Annotated in this window: 15 protein-coding genes; 2 read left to right on the forward strand and 13 right to left on the reverse strand. The window is 70.0% G+C overall.

The window, feature by feature from the left end; all coding sequences use genetic code 11:
• Nucleotides 1–86: 86 nt before the first annotated feature.
• The 5 genes from KDL01_RS15775 to KDL01_RS15795 form a co-directional block, all read right to left on the reverse strand.
• Nucleotides 87–1430 carry a cellulose binding domain-containing protein gene (locus KDL01_RS15775; RefSeq protein WP_307846349.1) on the reverse strand — a complete coding sequence of 448 codons (1344 nt, stop codon included), beginning with the start codon at nt 1428–1430 and terminating at the stop codon, nt 87–89.
• 342 nt (nt 1431–1772) lie between these two features.
• Nucleotides 1773–3083 carry a hypothetical protein gene (locus KDL01_RS15780; protein WP_212529251.1) on the reverse strand — a complete coding sequence of 437 codons (1311 nt, stop codon included), beginning with the start codon at nt 3081–3083 and terminating at the stop codon, nt 1773–1775.
• A gap of 168 nt (nt 3084–3251) precedes the next feature.
• The gene (locus KDL01_RS15785; protein ID WP_212529252.1) at nt 3252–5162 is read right to left on the reverse strand and encodes a hypothetical protein; all 1911 of its coding nucleotides are present in this window, start codon (nt 5160–5162) and stop codon (nt 3252–3254) included.
• Between the two features lie 129 nt (nt 5163–5291).
• A complete protein-coding gene (locus KDL01_RS15790; protein WP_212529253.1) occupies nt 5292–5603 on the reverse strand; it encodes a hypothetical protein in 312 nt (103 codons plus the stop codon).
• A 16-nt stretch (nt 5604–5619) separates the two neighbouring features.
• Nucleotides 5620–5802 carry a hypothetical protein gene (locus KDL01_RS15795; protein ID WP_212529254.1) on the reverse strand — a complete coding sequence of 61 codons (183 nt, stop codon included), beginning with the start codon at nt 5800–5802 and terminating at the stop codon, nt 5620–5622.
• A 392-nt stretch (nt 5803–6194) separates the two neighbouring features.
• On the opposite strand from KDL01_RS15795, the gene KDL01_RS45255 reads away from it, so the two are divergent.
• Nucleotides 6195–7106, forward strand: coding sequence for a helix-turn-helix transcriptional regulator (locus KDL01_RS45255; RefSeq protein WP_212529255.1), 912 nt, complete (start codon nt 6195–6197; stop codon nt 7104–7106).
• Between the two features lie 161 nt (nt 7107–7267).
• A complete protein-coding gene (pyrH, locus tag KDL01_RS15805) occupies nt 7268–8020 on the forward strand; it encodes a UMP kinase (protein ID WP_212529256.1) in 753 nt (250 codons plus the stop codon).
• Here pyrH and KDL01_RS15810 read toward each other — a convergent pair.
• The 8 genes from KDL01_RS15810 to KDL01_RS15845 form a co-directional block, all read right to left on the reverse strand.
• Nucleotides 7996–9003 (reverse strand): hypothetical protein, encoded by a 1008-nt coding sequence (locus KDL01_RS15810; RefSeq protein WP_212529257.1) that lies wholly within the window; start codon nt 9001–9003, stop codon nt 7996–7998. The genes pyrH and KDL01_RS15810 overlap by 25 nt on opposite strands.
• A 37-nt stretch (nt 9004–9040) precedes the next feature.
• On the reverse strand, nt 9041–9802 hold the full coding sequence (locus KDL01_RS15815; RefSeq protein ID WP_212529258.1) for a GNAT family N-acetyltransferase: 762 nt from the start codon (nt 9800–9802) through the stop codon (nt 9041–9043).
• Between the two features lie 79 nt (nt 9803–9881).
• The gene (locus KDL01_RS15820; RefSeq protein ID WP_212529259.1) at nt 9882–10547 is read right to left on the reverse strand and encodes a DinB family protein; all 666 of its coding nucleotides are present in this window, start codon (nt 10545–10547) and stop codon (nt 9882–9884) included.
• Between the two features lie 92 nt (nt 10548–10639).
• Nucleotides 10640–12118 carry an NAD-dependent succinate-semialdehyde dehydrogenase gene (locus KDL01_RS15825; protein ID WP_246576498.1) on the reverse strand — a complete coding sequence of 493 codons (1479 nt, stop codon included), beginning with the start codon at nt 12116–12118 and terminating at the stop codon, nt 10640–10642.
• Nucleotides 12119–12227: 109 nt separating this feature from the next.
• Nucleotides 12228–13673: an amidase gene (locus KDL01_RS15830; protein ID WP_212529260.1), complete on the reverse strand. Its 1446-nt coding sequence runs from the start codon at nt 13671–13673 to the stop codon at nt 12228–12230.
• Nucleotides 13674–13676: 3 nt separating this feature from the next.
• Entirely contained in the window at nt 13677–17216 is a 3540-nt protein-coding gene (locus KDL01_RS15835) for an NACHT domain-containing protein (RefSeq protein ID WP_212529261.1), read from the reverse strand.
• A 174-nt stretch (nt 17217–17390) separates the two neighbouring features.
• Nucleotides 17391–18407, reverse strand: coding sequence for a hypothetical protein (locus KDL01_RS15840; protein WP_212529262.1), 1017 nt, complete (start codon nt 18405–18407; stop codon nt 17391–17393).
• Between the two features lie 114 nt (nt 18408–18521).
• Nucleotides 18522–20541, reverse strand: a 2020-nt coding sequence (locus tag KDL01_RS15845) for a penicillin-binding transpeptidase domain-containing protein (protein ID WP_212529263.1), incomplete at its 5' end; no start/stop codon positions are given.

Raw genomic sequence — 20541 nt, forward strand, 5'->3', positions numbered from 1 at the left:
CGGGCGGCGGGTGCGCGGACGGCGGCGCGGACACGACACCTCCGGGGCGCGACCTCGGTCCGCGCCCCGGAGGGAGTCTTCGGGTGTCAGCTCGACGAGCAGGACGCGCTCGTCGGCGGTGGGCCGCTGCCGTTGACGGTCATCCCCCAGCTGGTGGAGGAGCCCGCCGCGAGAGAGCCGTTGTAGGAGGCGTTGGCCGCCGAGACGCTCTGGCCGGAGACCGTGGTGAGCGCGTTCCAGGAGTTGGCCACCGCGTCGCTGCCGGGCAGGGTGAGCACCGTCTTCCACGCCGTGGTCGCGGCCTTGCCCGTGTTCGTCACGTTGACCGAGATCTGATATCCGCCGGTCCAGGTGGACACCGTCGTCACGCTCGCGCTGCACGAGGCCCCGGACGAGGTGGTGGTGGTCGAGCTCGGGCTCGCGCTGGGGCTTGAGCTCGGGCTGCTGCTCGGACTCGCCGAGGCGCTCGGACTGGCGCTCGCCGAAGCCGAGGCCGAGGCGCTCGGGCTGGGGCTGGAGCCGGTGCCGGTCGAGGTGGTGTAGGTGGCCGCGGTGTACGCCGCGGAGCACTGGGTGCCGCAGGAGGACGGCATGGAGAAGGTGTAGATCCGTCCGCCGTTGATCAGGCTGCCGCCGGCGTCCTCGACCTGGATCTCGTACTGGCTGCCGCCGGCCGTGGTCGGGGCGATGATGTAGTCCTCGCCCAGGTCGCTGTCCATGGTGCCGGACTGCCAGGTGCCGTTGGAGTAGTACTCGATCCCGTGGATGCCGTTGGCCAGGTGGGAGACCGAGATGGCCGACCAGTACGCCTGGGCGCCCTGGATGAAGCCGATGTTGATGTCCCCGGTGTAGTTCGGCGCGCTCACGAACTGCCAGCTGACCTGCCGGTTGTTCCACTTGCTCGACAGGTTCCCGACGGCCACGCCGTTGAGCAGGAAGTTGTTGAGGGAGTTCTGGGCCAGGTCGACGTGGTACGGGTCGTCCCGGCACCAGGCGTTGGAGTCGGCGCAGCTGTCCGCGACGACGAAGGTGAGCGTGGCGCCGTTGTACTGGTCGGCCACCCAGGACCCGTTGCGGCAGAACGGCTCGTTCTGCGCGCCGTCGTTGGTGCCGGTGCAGTAGTCGCCGACGGTGACCTGGATGTAGCGGCCGCAGTTGAGTCCGTTGTCGAACATGCCCATGATCGACGCGTCGGCGGCCGGAATCGGACGCGGCTCGGTACCGTAGTAGTCCGGGGTGTTGTAGACGTTGAGCGCCAGGAAGTTCTGCGTGTCCAGGTCCGCCTGCGGCAGCCCGCAGCCGCCGTAGGGGGAGCCGAGACCGGAGAAGTAGGTGGCGTTGCCGGTGACGGCCGACGGGGTGCCGGTCACGTCCAGGGCGCTGGCCGAGCCCGAGGCCACGAACACGGCCAGGCCGGTGAGCGCGCTCACGCAGAGCAGGGTGAGCAGTTTGCGGAGGCCTCGCCTGCGGCCGAGCGGGCGCGCAGGCGAGGTCGCGGCGTTAGACCGTGTGCGCATGGGAAAGGGGTTCGCAATCCTCGGGCCGATGGGACGCAGGCATGGTCCCGCCGCCTTCCGACTATGTCAAAGCTCTGTGAAACTTACATGCCGACACCTGCCCTGACCTGCGCCGACCTTGCGAGCCAAGCCCACCGATCTCCGCAGCCGGTCCGCCATCCGGACGCCGTGGGCGGCGCTCTCGGCAGCCTGAGCGCAGTCGTCTACTGTCAGTATGCTGCCACCGCTCGGGCGCCGCAGGGCGGGCGCTCACGGCTACTCGGCGCCCGACCCCGCTCCCTCGCTCGCGTCGAGCCGTGCAGCGAGCTCTTCGTACGACTCGATGGAGGAGCGGATCTTCTCGGCATCCTCGGGAGGGAGTGTTCGTACGATCTCCAAGGCTTCGCCGATGGCGCCACGTGCCTCCTCGTTGCGGTCGCGCCCGACGAGGATCGTGGCGAGGGTGTGGAGCGTGGTCGCCAGACCGGACTTTTCCTTGACGGTCTCGGCAGGCCCCGCTGCCCGGCGTAGCTCGATCGATTCGACCGCGTACGCCAGCCCCTGCCCGCCCAGGCCGACCAGGGTCAGGTGCCAAGCGTGTGCGTTGAGCGCGGTCGCAAGCTCACGGGTCTGCTCAGGGTCCTTCGCCGCCGCTCTCCGACACAGTTCGACGCGCAACTCCCGAAAGACCACCGCGTCCTGTGCACGTCCCGCCCGGGTGAGCCGTATGGCGAGCCACTTCAGGTTATTGGTGATGCTTTTCAACGAATCGAGGTCGAGAATCACAGTCGGGTCGTGAACCATGTCACGACACTGTTCCCCTGCCGCGATGGCCCGGCCGAACTGCTCGAGCTTCGCGTGCTGGACCGCCGCAGCGGCGATCTGGCGCGCGAGAACCGGGGCGTACTGTGCAGGGTCGCCCTCGATACCACGCCGCAGCAGCTCGACGGCCTCGAGCCGCGCCTTGAGCGCATCGGGATTGCGGCCGAGCTTGTTGAGGCCGTCCGCAGCGAGAATCAGGCTATTGATGATCAAGGCGGCGGCTCCTTCCCGTTCCCCGAGGTCTCGCGAGGCCTGCACGGCGGCCGAGACGGCCTCGACGATCGCTTCCTCACCGCCTGCGTCCACGCCGAGGTCGACCATGCACCGAGCGATCTCCAAGAGCAGAAGCGCGTCCGTTCCCCGATAGGGCCCGGTGAAGCCCCCGAACCTGGGCAGAAGCAAGCGGCGGCCCTCCTCCGCGGTAGCGAGCGCTTCCGAGGTCTGACTCAGGGCACGCAGACTACTGGCCGTTCTGAGCTGAAGTGTGGCGATCACGCCATCTGCGGCAGCCCTGTCCGGAAAGCCGGTCCGCAGGACCTCGATCGCCTCGCGATATGCCGCGATGGCGGGCTCATGCTCACCGGCCTGGGCGAACCTCGCACCCTTTTCCGTCAGCTCGCGCGCCCGCCGATGGGCGGCGCGCATCGCCGCCACGCGTGCGGCCTGGACCGGGCTCTGCGCCGCGGCCGCCGTTCGGGCCGGCTCCCGCACCTCGCGATCGGACTCCGATACCCGACTGCGCTTGATGAACCGCTTCAGCGCCACCGAACCCACCCCTTGACATCCAGCGCTACTCGAGCCGACGCAAGGGTATAGCTTCGCCCGGCGCCCGTCGGCCCTCGTGACGTAGGCGCAGCGAGCACCAGCCGCCGGGTGGCAGCTGGTGCTCGCTCGTTTTTCAACGACACCCGGCAGGGGCCGGGAGTCCGTTTCTCAGCTGGTGGACAGGCTCGCGAGTCCGAGGAAGGTGCCGGAGGCGCTGCCGGTCATGTACTGGATCGTGCCGCTCTCATTGAAGAACAGGTCGAAGTTGCCCGAGGTACCGACCGGTCCGGCAGCCATGCTGCTGACCCCGCTCGGGGCGCCGGAGAGCGCGACGGTGCCCAGGAAGGTACCGGAGGAACTGCCCGTGACGTACTGGACGCTGCCGCCGACGTTATAGAAGAGGTCGAAGTTGCCGGAGGTACCGGACGGCACCGCGGCGAGGTTCGTCACGCCGGTCGGGGCGTTGGGCATCGCGATGGTGCCCAGGAAGGTACCGGAGCTGCTGCCGGTGACGTACTGGACGCTGCCCCCGACGTTGTAGAACACGTCGAAGTTGCCGGAGGTCCCCACCGGCACGGCAGCGAGGTTCGTCACGCCCGTCGGGGCGCCGGAGAGCGCGACGGTGCCCAGGAAGGTACCGGAGGAACTGCCCGTGACGTACTGGATGCTGCCCCCGACGTTGTAGAACACGTCGAAGTTGCCGGAGGTGCCCGACTGCACCGCGGCGAGGTTCGTCACCCCGGTCGGGGCGTTCGGCGGGACCGCGGTACCCAGCCAGCCACCGCTGCCGTTCCCGGTCTGGTAGACGACGTTACCGCCGGTCGTCACGTAGAACAGGTCGAACGAGCCGTTGCTCAACGGCACCGCCGCGAGACTGGTCACCCCGGACGGCGCGTTGGGCACATCCGCGACGCCCAGCCACGTCCCACTCCCCGAAGTGGTCTGATACTGCACCGTGCCGTCGTTGATGTAGAAGAAGTCGAGGTTCCCCGATGTCCCGACCGGCACCGCCGCGACCGGAGTGCCCATCCCCGGCATGCCCGGGCCGTAGGTGCTGCCGGGGCTGGCCGCGGGGCTGGAGGGAGTTCCACTCGGGGTCGAGCCGACCTGGACGTACTGGCCGGGGTCGGTCAGTCCGGTGGCAGGAGACGTGCTCTGCATGTCGCTCTCGTAGGCGCCGCTGGTGTAGGTGGACCAGGGGTCGAAGCCGTTGTCCCCGGCAGCCTCGTCGGCGTCGTACTTGTAGACGGCGGCTTCGGCGTTGTTCCACGGGTCCAGCAGCTGGAAGTCGGTGCCGTACGCGGGGACCGCGTTGCCGCAGGTGATCTGCCACAGGCCCCACCCGGCCCGGTCGGAGCCGGAACCGCAGTAGTCCACGCCCTGCTGGATGATGCCGGGCTCGAGGCTGCTCTCGGCGGCGGAGATCGCCGCGGCGGTCTCCGCCTGGCTCGAGGGGCCGCCGGCGGCGGTCCAGTAGCCTTCGACGTCGGCGTAGCTCATGGCCCCGCTGGCGACGGCCGGCTGCACGGCCGCGACGGCCAGGGCCGAGGACTTCAGCTTCGACGCGGCGGACAGGCCCGAGGACGTGAGCTTCGGCGCGGCCGAGGCGGGGACGGCCGCCACGGGGGACTCGTCGAAGGTCAGGTCGCGCATGAATCCGCGCGGGGTGGAGCCGGTGACATGCAGCACCAGCTTGGTGAACAGCCTCCCCTGCCCGGGCTCGGTGACGGGGTCGGCCAGGGTGAAGCGCGCGGTGGCGCTCTTCCAGGTGGTGGCGTGGGCGAGGTCGCCGGCGCCGCTGCGCCAGCTGACCTGCCCGACGGCCGTGGCACTGGTCGCGGACCAGCTCGTCCACTTCAGGTTCTTCGCGATCTCGCCGTTGTCGGCGCAGGTCAGGATCATGCTGGTGGGGTGCGTGACCGCGGCGCCCTCGCCGCAGACCTCCACCGCCGGCGGGGCGGTCTTGGACGCCGTTGCGGCGCTCGCCGGCAGTGCGGTGAAGGCCGCGGCGGCCGCGGCGGCGCCGAGGACGGCGGCGGCCCTGCGGGTGAGGATCTTGGTGCGAGCGGTTTTCGGCATGGGGGTATCCCTGTCTGGTGCGTGGTGGTCTTGGAACAAGTGCCCTGATGAGGGCCTTGGAGGTCTAGTCGGTGGGCAGGTCGGCGAGGCCGGGGAAGGTGCCAGAGGTGCCGGCGACCGTGAGCGTCGTCATTGTCCTGACCCTTCGTTCGTCGGGTGCGTCCGCCGGACGATCTGCCAGCCGGACAGGTAGGTCGAGTTCCGCATGACGTCCTCGATCAGCCGCAGCACGTGCCCGAGAGGGTCTTGGACCGCCTCGGCCAGCAGGATCGAGAGGTTCACCAGGTCCGGGCCCGCCCTGGCCCTGATGTGCTCGAGACCGTGTTCGAGACCGGGCTCACAGCCGCCGTGCGCCCAGAGGATGTCCTGGATGAGCGCCGCGTCGGCTTCGGACGGGGCCGCGCCCGCCGGCCTCCTCAACCCGAGCTGAATGATCTGCATCGCGGCTGCCCGGCTCTCAGAGGATGCAGTTGGCGCAGAGCGGCATCACGGATTCGGCCTGCGTCGTGAGCACGGCGGCCCCCGTGGACCACGACGTCCCCGTGGCGGAGAGGGCGGCCTGGTGCAGCGCCAGCGGGGCCGCGAAGGCCAGCAGCGCGACGGCGAGACGGGCGAGGCCGAGGCGGGCGGTTCCAGGCATGGCGGTACCCCAATTCGTGGTCGTGGTTTTTTCGCAAGGCCAGGCCATTCACGGGAGCCTTCTCAGTGGCCTTCGCTTCCGTTCCGTTCGCTCCGGCCCGGTGATGCCATCGTGCCCCGCCGTGCATTCGATAGGAAGCACTTGACGGTGAGAGCAAGTGCTCTGAGCACTTTGTGTCAGCACGCCGGCCCGGGACCGCAGCTCACAGGCAGGTCAAGACACTTGCCCTCACCCGTGGAGAGCTGGGAAGATGAGAGTCGGCCGTCATGAACGACCTCGCATACTCACTGCTCGTACGTGCCGACGGGGGAACGACGATGTTAGAGCTCTTCGGGCTCGACACTGATATTCAAGAGGTTTATCGCGCACTTCTGTCAATACCGGCCGCTGGCGTGTCCGAACTTGCCGCGATGCTGGCGTTGCCTGAGACCGCCATAGGCGCGGCGCTCGATGCCCTGCTGGACGCCGGGCTTCTGCGCGAGTCGCGGGAGCACGTGGGCCAACTGCGCGCGGTAGACCCCGAGGTCGGGCTCGAGCTGCTGCTGCGCCGTCAGGAAGCCGATCTGGCGCGCGAACAGCAGGAGCTCGCCATGCGGCGCGAGGCGGCCGCGCGCGCGGTGGCCGAGCTCGCGGCGCTGCGGCCCAAAGACGGCAAGGACACCACACGCCAACTCGTCGGCGTGGACGCGATCCAGGCGCAGATAGAGATCTTGGCGAAGAACGTCGCCACCGAGATCCACACGGTCACCGCCGGGGCCGCGCTCTCCGCCGAGATGCTCGAGGCGGCAAGGCCTATGGACGAGGACGTACTCGTCCGCGGCGTCGCGGTCCACGTGCTCTACCAGTCCAGCGTCCGCAACGACCCGGCCACCCACGCCCACGCCAGGTGGCTGACCGATCTCGGCGGCCAGGTGCGCACCGCACCACTGCTGCCCCCGCCGATGCTCGTCTACGACCGCTCGGCCGCGATCGTGCTCATCGACCCGGCCGAGCGCGGCCGCGGAGCGCTGTGCACACGCGAACCCGGCATGGTCGGCTACCTGCTCGCCCTGTTCCAAAAGACCTGGGACTCCGCGGTGCCGCTCGGTGCCGACGTATCCGAGGACCCCTCCACCGGACTGTCCCCCAGCGAACGCGAACTACTCAAACTCCTGGCCGGCGGCATGACCGACGAGCGTGCCGCCGCCCGCCTCGGCGTCTCGCACAGCACCGTCCGGCGCCAGATGGGCGCACTGATGGAACGGCTCGGGGCCACCAGCCGCTTCGAGGCAGGGCTGCGCGCAGCCCAACGCGGGTGGATCTAGCGGAAGTACGCGGCGCGGACCAACACGGAAGCCGATCGCGCGGACTCGGCGAGCCCGAAGCGATCATCACCGTGCCCGGTGCGGGATACCGCCTTGCCGCACCGGACTGCCGGTAGTCTGTGGCCGGTCGCCGCCGGTGCGGCCGAAGGGGGACGACGGCGATGCCGCGCTATTCGAGAGTTGTCATCAAACTGAGCGGCGAGGCTCTCGCCGGGGACGCGGGGACCGGGACCGATCCGGCGAGCCTGGCCAGACTGGCCGCGGAGCTGCTGGCCGTGCAGCGGCTCGGCATCGAGCTCGGCGTGGTGGTGGGCGGGGGCAACTACTTCCGTGGACGGATGTCCGAGGGCTGGGGCATCGGGCGCGCGGAGGCCGACAACATCGGCATGCTCGGCACCGTGATGAATGCCCTGATGCTCCGCGGCGCCCTCACCGGCCTCGGCGCGGGTGACGTCCGGGTGATGTCGGCGATCCCGATGCAGAGCGTCGCCGAACCCTTCATCCGCCTGCGCGCCGACCGCCACCTGCGCCGCGGCCTGATCGTCGTGCTGGCCGGCGGCATCGGCCAGCCCTACGTCACCACCGACTACCCCTCCGTCCAGCGGGCTCTCGAACTCGAAGCCGACGCCCTCCTCGTCGCCAAGCGCGGCACCGACGGCGTCTACGACCGGGACCCGAACCTGGACCCCACCGCAAAGCGCTTCACCAACCTGACGCACGAAGAAGCCGTCGCCGCACGGGTGAAGATCATGGACGAGAGCGCCTTCGTCCTCGCCAGCGAGCAGAAGCTGCGCATGCACATTTTCGACATCGCCGCCCCCGGCGCCATGCGCCGCATCTGCCAGGGCGAGGACGTCGGAACCCTGATCACCACCGACGACCCCGACGCTCAGCCCGATGCCAAGGAAGAGTAGAAAGCGGGGGCGGTCCATCGGACACTCAGGCGGCCCAGCACGTCCGCGTACGCCGGTGCGCTCTCCGGGGTGAAGCACGCGACATCGCCCCGGAAGCTACGGAGCTCCAGCCAGCTTTCCGGCGTTGCCGCAGGAAGCGCATGCAGCAGATTCTCCAGATCAGAGGGCTGGAACACGAGGAACTTCGACTGAGGGCGATAGAACGACGGCTGGACGTCGAAGCGTAGATCCACGACCGGCTTCGGCCCGCGGACCCAGCGTGAGTGGGGAAGGGACCCGTGGCCGTGGATGCGTGCGTCGACCAGAACCTCGGTGTCGGCATCGCCGATCTCGCAGTCGAAGATCGGAAACGCCGAGGCCACCCGGTCGGCAATCGCCAGGTGGGCACGGTGCGACCGCCCCAAGGCCGGCGAGCAGAACAGGACATGGCTCAAGCCTCCGACCGGCTTCGGCAACGCGACTTTGTGGTGTGAGTCGCCGTCGAACGGCAGCTCGCGGTGCGCGGTGACGAACTCCAGGAACTCCGCGACAGCCTCGGCGTCGTGGGTGGCGGCGAGCACGTTGAAGCTGATCGCGCTCCGGCCTCGGTCGCGCAGCACGTAGTAGTTGTGGTGGCTCGACGGATGCCCCGGTGTGAGCTCGCAATGGAAGGTCTCTTCGAAGCCTGGTACCGGTGTGAAGCCGGGATGGACGCCGTGCTTGACGCTCGCCTGGATCACGTCGAGGACCATCGCCTCCGCTTCTGCCGCACCACCGTCCGCCGGCAGCTCCACCTCGACGAAGCCCTTACGGATCCACTCGGCGGCTTTCCGCGCCTCGGCCCGACTCGCGCGCACCTCATCATCGAACGCCGAGGTGCTCGCCCGTACGTTCTTCCCAGCACTCCACCGCAGGTGACAGCGGATACCCTCCAGCCGGATCTCGCGGAATTCCGCCGTCCCGCCGGCTGTATCCGATCGCTCAAACCGCCGCCACCGAGCCATTGCCGCACTCTAACCCGCAGCTCTGACTTCGAAGCGACTAGTCCCCCAACTCGATGCTGATCTGCGTCCCGATCTCCCGGAAGCCCAGAGTCCGCGCGACCCTCCGCGACGGGGGTACGCGTGCGCGCCACTGCGGCAACAGGCCCTCGGCGAGCGCGTGCGCGACGGTGGCCGACGCGGTCGCACGCGCGAGGCCGCGGCCGCGCCAGTCCGGGTGGGTCAGTACGCAGACATGCGCGGTCCGGCTCGGCCAGGCCTGGTAGCCGCACGCGGCCATGACGACTTCACCTTCGCGGACCACGAATACGGGTGAGGTGATCTCGTCGATCGAGGCCTCGGCCGCATCCTGCTCGCCCGCTGCTTCCTCCAACGCGCACAGGTCCGGATGTCCCACCGGCAACTGCTCGATGCGTATCGCAGCGGCGGGACGATCGGCGTCTGCGGGGGCGGCAGACAGCGCGTCCACGGGTCGGAAGTCTGCTGCGCTGAGGTAGCCGAGGGCTGTCGGGCCGAGTATGTCGACGACGGGCAGGAGCGTGCGCACCACGTCGGCGTCGGTGAGGGTGTCGGCCGGTACTTCTGCGAACGCCGCACGGACGCGTGCCGCGGCGGCGTCGTCGGGGGCTGTCACGATGGCCGATCCGCCGAGGATGACGAGGCCGACCCATCCGGGTGGGCACATCGAGGAGGCCGGCGAGACACCGACGTTCACCGTCCCGGCGGGACCGAACGTCACCCGAGCGGCGGCCAGCCCTTCCCACAGTTCGCGAGCTCGGGGCACCAGCGCATCGGTCGACATGGACTGATCCTGACAGCGTGGATGATCACACTGCCATTGATTTTCCTGTGCCGGTCGTGTCGCCCGCCTCACTCTGGACTCACTCGCCCTGGCCGCTCGCCTCCTTCGCCGCGGCCTCGACCCGCTCGAGGTACTCGGTCCACCAGGCCTCGTCGTGGTCGGGGAGGTTCGAGTTGCGCTGGTTCAGGCCCGCCTTGTGGTCGAGCTGCTCGCGCAGGATGTCGGCGTGGCCGGCATGGCGGTTGAGCTCGGCGAGCATGTGGACGAGGATCTGGTGCAGCGTCACGGGGTTGCGCTCGGCCGGCCACCAGGACACGTGGCCCGTGGCGTCGAGGTCGAGCGCTTCGATGGTCGCGTCGGCGTGTTCCCAGGCCCGGTGGTAGAGGCCGGTGATGTACTCGCGGCTCTCGTCCGGGGTGGCCCAGAAGTCGGCGTTCTCCTCGGCGCCCTCGGCGTACCAGGGCAGCGGCTCGGGGAACGGGCGGTCGAACACGGCGCCGAAGTACTCGGCGCTCACTCCCGCGACGTGCTTGACCACGCCGAGGAGGTTCAGCCCGGTCGCGGTCAGCGGGCGGCGCACGTCGTACTCGTCGAGGCCCTCGAGCTTCCACACGAGGGCGCCGCTCGCCGACTTGACGTAGCGGTGGAGCACGGCCTTCGCGTCGTACGCCGGGGCCTCGCTCGGCCCGGACCCGTCCTGCGCCGCGGACCCCTCGCCCGTCTGGCTCGTCTGCGTGTCAGTCATGATCGCAGTCTGCCAGGTGCCTCCGACAGAAGGGCCGCGTCCGGGCCCGCAGCCGAGCCCGCGGCTTCTCGCGCCGTCTGGGGCGCGCTACGTCACCACTGGAGCGCGATGTACTTCGACTCCAGGTATTCGAGCATGCCCTCGTGCCCGCCCTCGCGGCCGATGCCGCTCTGCTTGACACCGCCGAAGGGGGCGGCGGGGTCGCTCACCATGCCGCGGTTGAGACCGACCATGCCCGCCTCGAGCGCCTCGGCGACGCGCAGGCCCTTGGCCAGGTCACCGGTGTAGAGGTAGGAGACGAGGCCGAACTCGGTGTCGTTGGCCATCGCCACCGCTTCGTCGACGTCGTCGAACACGACGATCGGGGCGACCGGGCCGAAGACCTCCTCACCCAGGATGGGGTTGTCGGCCGCGACGTCGGTGAGCACGGTCGGGGCGTAGTACCAGCCCTTGCGGTCCGGTCGGGTGGCCCCGAGCAGGGCGCGGGCGCCTTCGTCGAGGGCGCCGGAGACCAGTTCGTCCACCTTGTCCACCGCGGCCGGGTTCACCAGCGGGCCGAGTTCGGTGGCCGGGTCCGTGCCCGGGCCCATGACCAGGCGGCCCATCGCCTCGGCGAGACCGCGGGAGAACTCCTCGGCCACCCTGCGGTGCACGTAGAAGCGGTTGGCGGCGGTGCAGGCCTCGCCGCCGTTGCGCATCTTGGCGATCATCGCGCCCTCGACGGCCGCGGCCACGTCGGCGTCTTCGAGCACGAGGAACGGGGCGTTGCCGCCGAGCTCCATGGACGTGTTGACGACCTGGTCGGCGGCCTCGCGCAGCAGTGCGCGGCCGACCTCGGTGCTGCCGGTGAAGGAGAGCTTGCGCACCCGCGGGTCGTGCAGCATCGCCGAGACCACGGCCCCTGATTTGCGCGAGGGCACGACGTTGACGACTCCGGCCGGCAGACCCGCCTCCTCCAGCAGGGCGCCGATCGCGAGCGCGGTCAGCGGGGTGTCGCTGGCGGGCTTGAGCACGACGGAGCAGCCCGCGGCGAGCGCGGGCCCGATCTTGCGGGTGGCCATGGCGGCCGGGAAGTTCCAGGGCGTGACCAGGACGCAGACGCCGACCGGCTGACGCAGGACGAGGATGCGGTTGGCACCGGCCGGAGCCGTGCCGACGGAACCCTCGCCGCGTACCGCCTCCTCGGCGTACCAGCGGAAGAACTCGGCGGCGTAGGCGACCTCGCCGCGCGCGTCGCGCAGCGCCTTGCCGTTCTCGAGCACCATCAGGTACGCGAGATCCTCGGCGTGCTCGGTCATCAGCTCGAAGGTGCGGCGCAGCACCTCGGCCCGCTGCCGCGGCGGGGTGCAGGCCCAGCCCGGCCCGGCTGCGGCGGCCGCCGCGACGGCGCTGAGCCCGTCCTCGACGGTGCCGTCGGCCACCCGGGTGAGGACCTCGGTCGTGGCCGGGTCGTAGACGTCCATCACGGCGCCGTCTGACGCGGACCTGCGTTCGCCGCCGATGAGCAACTGCGTGGGCGCCAACTTGAGTGCCGCCGCCTGCTGGGTCATGCCGCTCGTCCCTGAGCTCATGCTTCCACCGCCTTCGTCACGGTTTCCACCATACGCGCGCCGCTCGGTTCCGCGCCGTGCTCGCGCGGCCGACCGTGGGGGCCGGAAGGGGTTGTCCCACGGGAGTCCGTCAGTCCCAGCCGGGGGCTTGGCGCTGCCAGGGACGGGCACTCTCGAGCTGCGCGGCGAGCGAGAGCAGCAGCCGCTCCCCGCCCGGACGCGCGACCAACTGCACGCCGATCGGCATGCCCTGCTCGTCCACGCCGGCGGGCACGCTCATCGCGGGCCACCCGGCCAGGTTCCACGGGCTCAAGAGCGAGGCGACGCGCAGGCATGTATAGGTGTTGCGCAGCAGCCCGCGTTGGCCCCAGCGCGCGGAGCTGGGTGCGGGCTGGGCCAGCGCGGGCAGCAACAGCACGTCGAAGTCCCCGAAGAACGCGTCGGCCGCGCCGGACCGCCACTTCGCGCGGGCCCGCGCCCCGTCGGCGTGTAAGGCCTCGAGGATGCGCCCGACCGCGGCCATGCGCCGCGTGCGCTTGTCGAGCCGCGCGTGCTCGAGCGGCCGGGAGCCCGACCAGGCGAAGCTGAACCAGCTGCGCAGGGCGCCGGTCCCCTGCCAGGAGGGGTAGCGGCCTCGATGAGCGCTGACGGTGTGACCGCAGGATTCGAGGACGACGGATACGGCGGTCGTGGCCGCGGTGTAGCGGCGGTCGATGGGGAGCCCGACCTGGGTCTGGCGCAGCGAGAGCCCGACACGCAGCCTCTCGGGGGAATCGAGCGTCGCAAGGCTCGAATCCGCACCCATCACGGACAGGCACAGCGCCGCGTCCTGCACGGTCGTGGCCAGCGGCCCGTGATCCGAGAGCCCGTCCCAGACCGGGGTTGCGTCGATGCTCGGCGGGACCACGCCGCTGCCCGGCTTGATGCCCACCAGCCCGCAGCACGCGGCCGGAATGCGGATCGAGCCGAGCCCGTCGTTCCCGTGCGCCAGCGGCACCAGCCCGGCGGCGACGGCGGCCGCGCTCCCGCCGGAGGACCCGCCCGGTGTACGCGCGAGCTTCCACGGATTGCGCGGCACCCCGTGGACGCTGTCGGACATCGGCGTCAGGCAGAGCTCCGGCACGTTCGTCACCCCGACCACCACCGCCCCCGCCGCACGCAGCCGCACCACGACGGGGTGATCGACGGTGGCGGGCTCGGACGACCCGGCACCCGACCCGTTGCCCGTCATCTCCCCCGCCACCTCGACGTTGTCCTTGATCGCGACCGGCACACCGGCCAGCGGCAACGTGGCGCGCTCGGCATGCGCGTCCACAGCCGACGCCTCGGCGAGAGCCTGCTCGCGACGGATGACGCGGAAGGCCTCGAGCTGCGGGTTGAGCCGCTCGATCCGGGCGAGATGCGCACGCACGACGTCGACGGCACGCAGTTCCCCGGCCTGGACCGACGCCGCGATCCGGCCGGCACTCCAGGTGTGGATGTCGGCGGGAAATCCTGTGGGGAGGCCGGCTGACGAGTCGGCGGGGGACTCGGCGGCGGCTCCGGTCGGCCCGGTGGCTCCAGCTGATCCGTCCATGCGTCACCCTTCCGGTTGGGGATCGCTCGGCTGAGGACCGCTCGGATGCGGATCGCCCGGCGCAGGACCGCCCGGTTGCGGATCGCCGGAGCGGTGATCGCCCGGGTCGGGCTCATCGGGGCCGGGACTCCATCTCACGCTGACGTCGATCCGATCGTCCCGCCACGCTTTCATGGCCACCTCCAGCCGCACAAGCGCTTCCGGGCCGTCGGCGGCAGACGCGGCGTATTCCACCAGCCCCCGCTGGATGAGGTCCATGGCCTGGGACGTCATAGAGGTACGAAGCCTGCGCGGCCCCTCGACGAGCATGCGCAGACCGGAAGTCGCGAGCCACTCCCACTGCCGATACTCCAGGGCGACGGACAGAACGCTGTGTATCGACTGCGCATCGGCGAACTGCTCCGCGTTCGCCAGCGCGTCGGCGATCTCGGCCTCGGACGGATCGAGGTTCAGCCCGGCTGAACTGGCCGCCTCGAGCATGCGGAAGTACTCGGGTTTGCCCAGCGGCGAACGTGCTCGGCTCATGATGAGGCCGAAGGAATCCGGGATCACGGTCTTGAGGGAACTGGGCGTGTCCGCGTCCGCCAGCAGCGCGGTCGCCAGGTCGAACACCAGGAGCTGAGACGTCTCGCCGAGTTCTTCCCACAGCTCGAACCCGCGCACGAACAGCCGCACGAGATTCTCCCTCGAAATCTGAAAGGAGTCGGCCGCGATCACTTCGAGCAGGGCGATGAAGATGTGGGGGGAGTTCGGGCCGCCTCCGGCTTCCCCGTCGAGGACGCTCTCGAGCAGCGCATCGCGGCTCTCATAGGGCGCCAAGGAACCAAGGCGCAGGGCGATGATGGCCTCGGCTATACCCGGGTACTCGAAGAAGTTCGCGTAGCGATGCGCTGCTCCGATGAGCCTGACATGCGCGACGTCCGCTCCCGAGGAGGCGAGCAGGGACTGCTCCCGCTCGTGGTGGAAGTACATGCCGCTGGTGCTCACGGTGAAGCCTACGCTTCCCTCGGCGACGCGGATGAAGTTCACCACGCCGCGCCACGCCGAGATCGCCAGGCAGGCGCGCCAGAGATGGGCCGTGCCGCTCCACAGATCCAGCGCCGCGTCCGCGTCCTCGTCCTCAAAACCGAACAGTTCGGTGAACGGGATCGAGGTGCGGACCGCGAGCACCATCATCAGGAGGTTGAGCTTGTAGACCGCGTGGCGGCTCGGGGCGTCTCGCTGGGCCGGACGGTAGGCGGCGTAACGATCCCCCACCCGCGGCTCGAGTGCGACCCGGAACAGGCTGATCACCAGCGAGGTCGCGTCCTGCTGATCGGCTTCCGGCAGGTCGAGCAGCATCTGGGTGAGGAAGTCGACCACCTGGCCGCGGCTGGTCAGCGGGGCGAAGGAGAGCAGGGTGAAGAGCGTGCCGTCGCAGTCGCCGAGCGGGACGCTCACCGCGCGGCGCAGGGCGACGACGAGCCTGAGCTCCTGGAGGATTCTGCGGGCGACGAGGTACTCCCCGAACGTCGCGTGCAGGAACTCGTAGGAACGCAGAACGGTGCCGTCCTGTGCGCCGGCCCGGGCTTCGTGGATGAAGAAGAACCGGCCCACGACGCGCTGGCCCTCGGTCCACGCGTCGGGCGACTGCCGGGTCTCCGGGCGCAGTGCCTTGAGATCGTCGTCGAGGGCGGTCAGCAGCACGGACTGGGCGCCGCGGTTGAACATGCTGAACGCCACGATGCTCAGGGTGTCCAGCTCGGTCTCGATCATCTGCTTGAGGGTGGCGTTGTCCAATACCGCAGGGTGCGTGCGGCGGTGCACCTCGCGGTAGGCGAACTGCCGCAGCAGGCCTTCGTACAGGCCGTGGATCTCCAGCGGGGCGCCCGCGGTGCTCGTCCAGGCGTGGTCGGAGCCGGCGTTGTAGATCGCCAACAGCAGGAGCAGCAAGGGCTGCTCGGCGAGGCTGGGATAACGCAGCACATTGACGATGTCGAGTGGCGACGCGTCGCCGTTCGCACCGCTGACCGCCGTGTTCCACGCCGCCACCCACGCCGCGATCTCGGCTTCGGCGAACGGCTCGATCCGGAGCATGGTGCAGCCGCCCGGAATGGCCGCCTGGGTGGTGACCAGGGTCCGGCTGGTCACGATGACGACGATGTCGCGCTTCTGTACGGCCTCTCGCTGCTGGAAGTCCGCGACCTCGGCCAGGAAGTTGGATCTGCTCGAGCCCCAGGTCTGCAGCAGTTCGTCCAGGCCGTCGAAGATGACCAGCGGGATGCGGCCCACCTCGGCGGATTCGCGGGCGAAGTCCGCCCACTTCACCGTCTCGTTGAGGCTCGCGCGCATCGCCTGCTCGATCTGGTCGAGCACGCCGGCGTTGGCCGCCACATGGCGCAGCTCCACCCGCAGCGGTGCGAAGGTGCCGCTCGGGGCGCGCGCCGCGAGCACCTTGGTGAACAGGGACTTGCCCGCACCGGGGTGGCCCAGGACCAAGGTCGGGGACTCGAGCGCCCGGCCGGTGGACAGGTGCCAGGCGAGGAAGTCGGACAGGTTCTCCCGGAGCGCGACGGTCTCGGACCACCAGCGGTCCTCCGCGGGCCGGGTGAGCTCGCCGTGGTTCGCGACGCGGAACGCCGGGTCGATGTAGATCTGTTGGACGGACGGGACCAGCAGGTTCGGCACGGTCTGCGCCTCGTCGGTGTCCACCAGGGGCCGCGCCAGCTCCGCCGCGTAGGCGAGGGCCAGCCGCTCGCCGATGGGACCCGCGGCCGTGGCTTGCCCGGCGAAGGTCTCCAGCAGCTCGCCGACGCGGGCGAGGGCGCGGCGGTCGTCGGCCCGCTCGACGGCGGCGGCCTGCAGCTCCATCATCGTGGTCCAGACGAAGAATTCCGGACGCAGCGCGGCCAACTCCGTGAGGCGCTGGGAATAGCGCTCCACGGCCTTGGGCAGCAGGTGCCCGACCATGCGCCCGGTGTGCAGCGAGGTGATGCGATCGCGCTGCGTCTCGTTCAGCGCGTCCCAGCGGGAGAGCCCTGAGACGAACTGGATGACCTCCTCGACGAGGCCGATGTAGAACTCCCGGAGGTCGGCGGTCACCGAGGCGAACGAGGCCACCGGCGAGATCGGGGGAATCGACGCCGCCGCCAGGAGCACCGGGAGCGAGGCCTTTTTCGCCGCGATCGGGTCGATGGGCTCATAACCGCTTTTGAGCAGCAGCTTGTCTTCGAGCGTGAGGTCGAATGCGCTCATCAGGGGTTCGAACTCGCCCAACACCTCGAAGAAGGCCACGACGGCGACGATCGTGTGGGCCGCGACCAGCACCTCGTGCCTGCTCTGCGGCTTGGTCCGCTTCACGACCGTGTTCACCCTGCGCATGAGGTCGAGCGAGTGGTCGGCGATCAGTTTCGCCGACCTCAGAACCTTGATGACGTCGGTCGGCCGGTGGGTCGCGGTGGCGAGATTGATCGCGCCGCTGAAGAGGAGATCGAGCGTGTGCAGTTTCTCGGAATCGCTGCCGAGAATCTTGACGGCGTCGGCGAAAGTGAGATCGCGCGGCATGAGTCCCCACCCATCCTGACCTTGCTGAAAGCTGATTCGACTTGAAACCAGCGTACCTGCGGGCCTGGCGAACGGGCCGGATCCCAAGGCCTTTCGCCAGGCTCCGCTACCTCAGATTTCCCCCCTTAGACAAAGGACCCAGAGAGACCAGGTACCTCAGATACCTCAGATACCTCAGCGCTCACTCGGCTTGACTTTGCCGAGCCACAGATCGACTTCCTCCGCCGAGAGTTCCCCGTCGACGGTCAGGGTCGGCGGCATCTTGGGGTAGGCGCGGCCAGCGTTCCAACTGCGTGCGTACGGGGCCGGATCCAGGACCACGACGCGGATGCCCTCCAGAGTGGGGATGTCGGCGGGACGGCCCTCGTTCCAGATCCAGGTGCCGTCCGCCCCGACGAGGTTGTACTGGCCCTGGATGCCGTCCGGGGGCTGGAGGTCGCCGGTGTCGGCAGCGGCGAGTTCGACGGGGGTCGGCGCGGTGACGCCGGTGGCTTCGGCGAGATGGCCGGCCAGCAGGGTGTGCAGCTGGAAGTTGTCGCCGATCCCGCTCATCGTGCAGCGCCAGCCCTTCCGGCCCGCGCGGTGGAGCACGACGAACTGCTCGTCGTCGAGGACCAGCAGCAGGCCGTAGAGCCAGTGCGCGGTCTCGAGGTCCTCGCGTGCCGACTCGATCGCGGCGGTCAGCTCCTCGCGGCGCGGCAGGATCGCGCGTACGTCCTCGCGCTGACACAGGTAGAGCACCGGCTGGATCCAGCCGTTGCCCGCGAACCAGGCCTCCGCGTACTGCGCGATTCGGTTCGGCTCCATGTCGACGGCCTCGGAGGCGATCAGTGCACTCATGGTGTCCGGGAACGCCTCGTCGTCGCCGGAGTTCGGCGTCTCGATACCGGCCTGGGCACACAGCTGCTTGAACTGCTCGAGGTTGTTCAGGACGCGCAGCGCGCCCTCGACGAGTGCGTCGAGCACGTCGCCGGGACGGGCGCCGAGGTCGCACATGGCGCCGAGCGCGGGGGCCACGGAGGAGCCGATGCCGATGGGCAGGCGGTTGACGACGGCTGCCAGAGCCGCCGCCTCAGCCGCCACTTCCGCCGGGCTCATGCTCTGCACGGTGGCACGCAGGTCGTTCATCGCCTCGCCGAAGGCGGCCTCGTCGCGCTGGTCTAAGGATTCGATGATCCGGTCGGCAATCATCCTGAGATGATAGGCGCCACGCCGTCTGGATACGGCGCGGCGCCCGAATCGTGCCGATCAGACGCCGATCGAACGCCCCAGCCCCGCCGATCGGCCGCACCGACCCCGCACCGATCAGTAGTGCTGGAGGACGTAGTTGACCTCCGGCCCCGCGGTGGAGGCGCCGAAGTTGGAGTCGACCACGACGGCGGCGATGGCGATGTCCTTGGCGGGATCGAACACGATCATCCAGCCATTGGGGTTCTTGTCCTTGTTCGCATCCGCCTCGGCGGTGCCGGTCTTGCCGTAGACGCCCGCGCCGAAGCCGACCGAAGCGGCGGTGCCGCTGGTGATGACCTCGCGCATGACGGTGTAGAGCTGGGACTGGACCGAGCTCGGCAGGGGGCTGGCGGTCTTGAGGTCGGTCAGGCCCGCGACCAGGTAGGGCTGGTGGAACTGGCCGGTGTCCACCGTCGCCGCGACCGAGGCCATGGACAGCGGGTTGGCCTCGATCACGCCCTGGCCGTAGAGCTCCTCGGCCAGCTCGGAGCCGCTCTGGTCCGAGGGCATGGTGAAGTAGCTGCCGCTCGAGCCGAGGCCGAGGTCCCAGGGCTGGTTCAGCCCGTAGTAGTTCAGCGCCGTGCTGGCCAGCTTGCCGCCGGCCATCTGCTGCCACCACTGGGTGAAGGCGTTGTTGCAGGACATGGAGAAGTCGGTGCTGAACGGGGTGGTCGGCGGCTCGAAGTCCTCGGTGCCGCTGAGGCTGTTCGGGCTGTCCGTGCTGTTGTGGATCTTCACGCCCTGCACGGTCTCCACCAGCGGACAGCCGACCGGAGTGTTGATGCCCTGCGGCAGCATCCCGTTGAGCAGCAGCGAGGTGGTGCTGACCACCTTCATCGAGGAGCCCGGGGCGAGCGTGCCGGTGAGCGCGACGTCACTGGTGCCGGCGCTGTTGGCCACGGCCAGGATCGCGCCGGTGGACGGGCGCAGGATCACCATCGAGCTGCGCTTGAGCTGGCCGACCGCGGTGACTGCGAGGGACTCGAGGGTCGGGTCGATGGTGGTCTTGACGGTCGCGGTGGACACCGGCTTGGTGAGCTCGCTGGCCGAGCCGGAGACGATCTCGCCCTTCGCGTCCTCGAGCACGATCTCCAGGCCCGCGGTGCCCTCGGTGGTGGCCGCGTTCTTCTTGATCAGCGCGGCGATGTTCTCCAGGGCGGGCTGCGTGCTGGCGGCCAGGCTGTCGCCGTCGGCGTCGGTCACCGACTTCGCGCCCGGCTTGACGGCCAGGGCGACCGGGTGGGTCGAGTCGGTCACGTTGGGGGCAACGAGGGTCGGGTCCCACTTGACGTACCAGCCGCCGTCCTTCTTGTAGGCGGTCAGGTGCGAGGTGTAGGTCCAGGTGCCGCTGGCGGAGGTGGTCGCGGCGGAGGCGGCCGCGGTGGACGTGGCGCCGGTCGTGCTCGCGGTGCTGGACGCGGTGGGAGCGGTGGTGGCTCCCTCGGCGACGGCGGCGGTGCTGGAGACCTGCGCGGTGACCGAGAAGGTGACGAGGCCGGCGGCGGTGGCGCTCTTCTCGGTCAGTTGCAGGCCGTGCAGATTCAGGCCGGTGCGGTAGCCGGACAGCACGCTCTCGGCGTCGGTCGGGTCGTCGGTGTAGGACGCGGCCTGGGCGAATTCGCCGCCCTGCCACGCGGTGAGGAAGACGTCGGCGGTCTGCTCGGCCTGGCCCGCCGGGGTGGACGCGGTGGGCTGGAAGCCGGACGGGGTGGGCTTGGGCGCGGCGGCGGTGTGCGTGGACGCGGCCGCGCCGGGGGTGGCGCCCTGGTCGACGACGAGCAGGGTGGCGAGGCCGACGACGGCGATCGCGCCGACGCCCGCGCTGACCCACAGCTTCGTCCGCCGGGGGCGCGCGGCGGGAGCGGGAGCCGTGAACGGGTCGGGCTGCCCGGGACCGCGGGGACCGGACGGCGCGGGGTACTCGGGCTGCGCGTAGCCGGGCTGCTGGTAGCCGCCCTGCTGCGGGACCTGCTGCTGGGGCGAGGGCGACTGCTGCTGCCGCGGCTCCTGCGGGTACGAGTCCTGCCGCTGCCGGCCGTCGAAACCGCCGCCCCACATGTTCGCGGGCGAGGGGATCGGCGGCGGGGGCGCGGGC

The organism is Actinospica durhamensis, assembly GCF_018139695.1.
GTDB lineage: Bacteria > Actinomycetota > Actinomycetes > Streptomycetales > Catenulisporaceae > Actinospica > Actinospica durhamensis.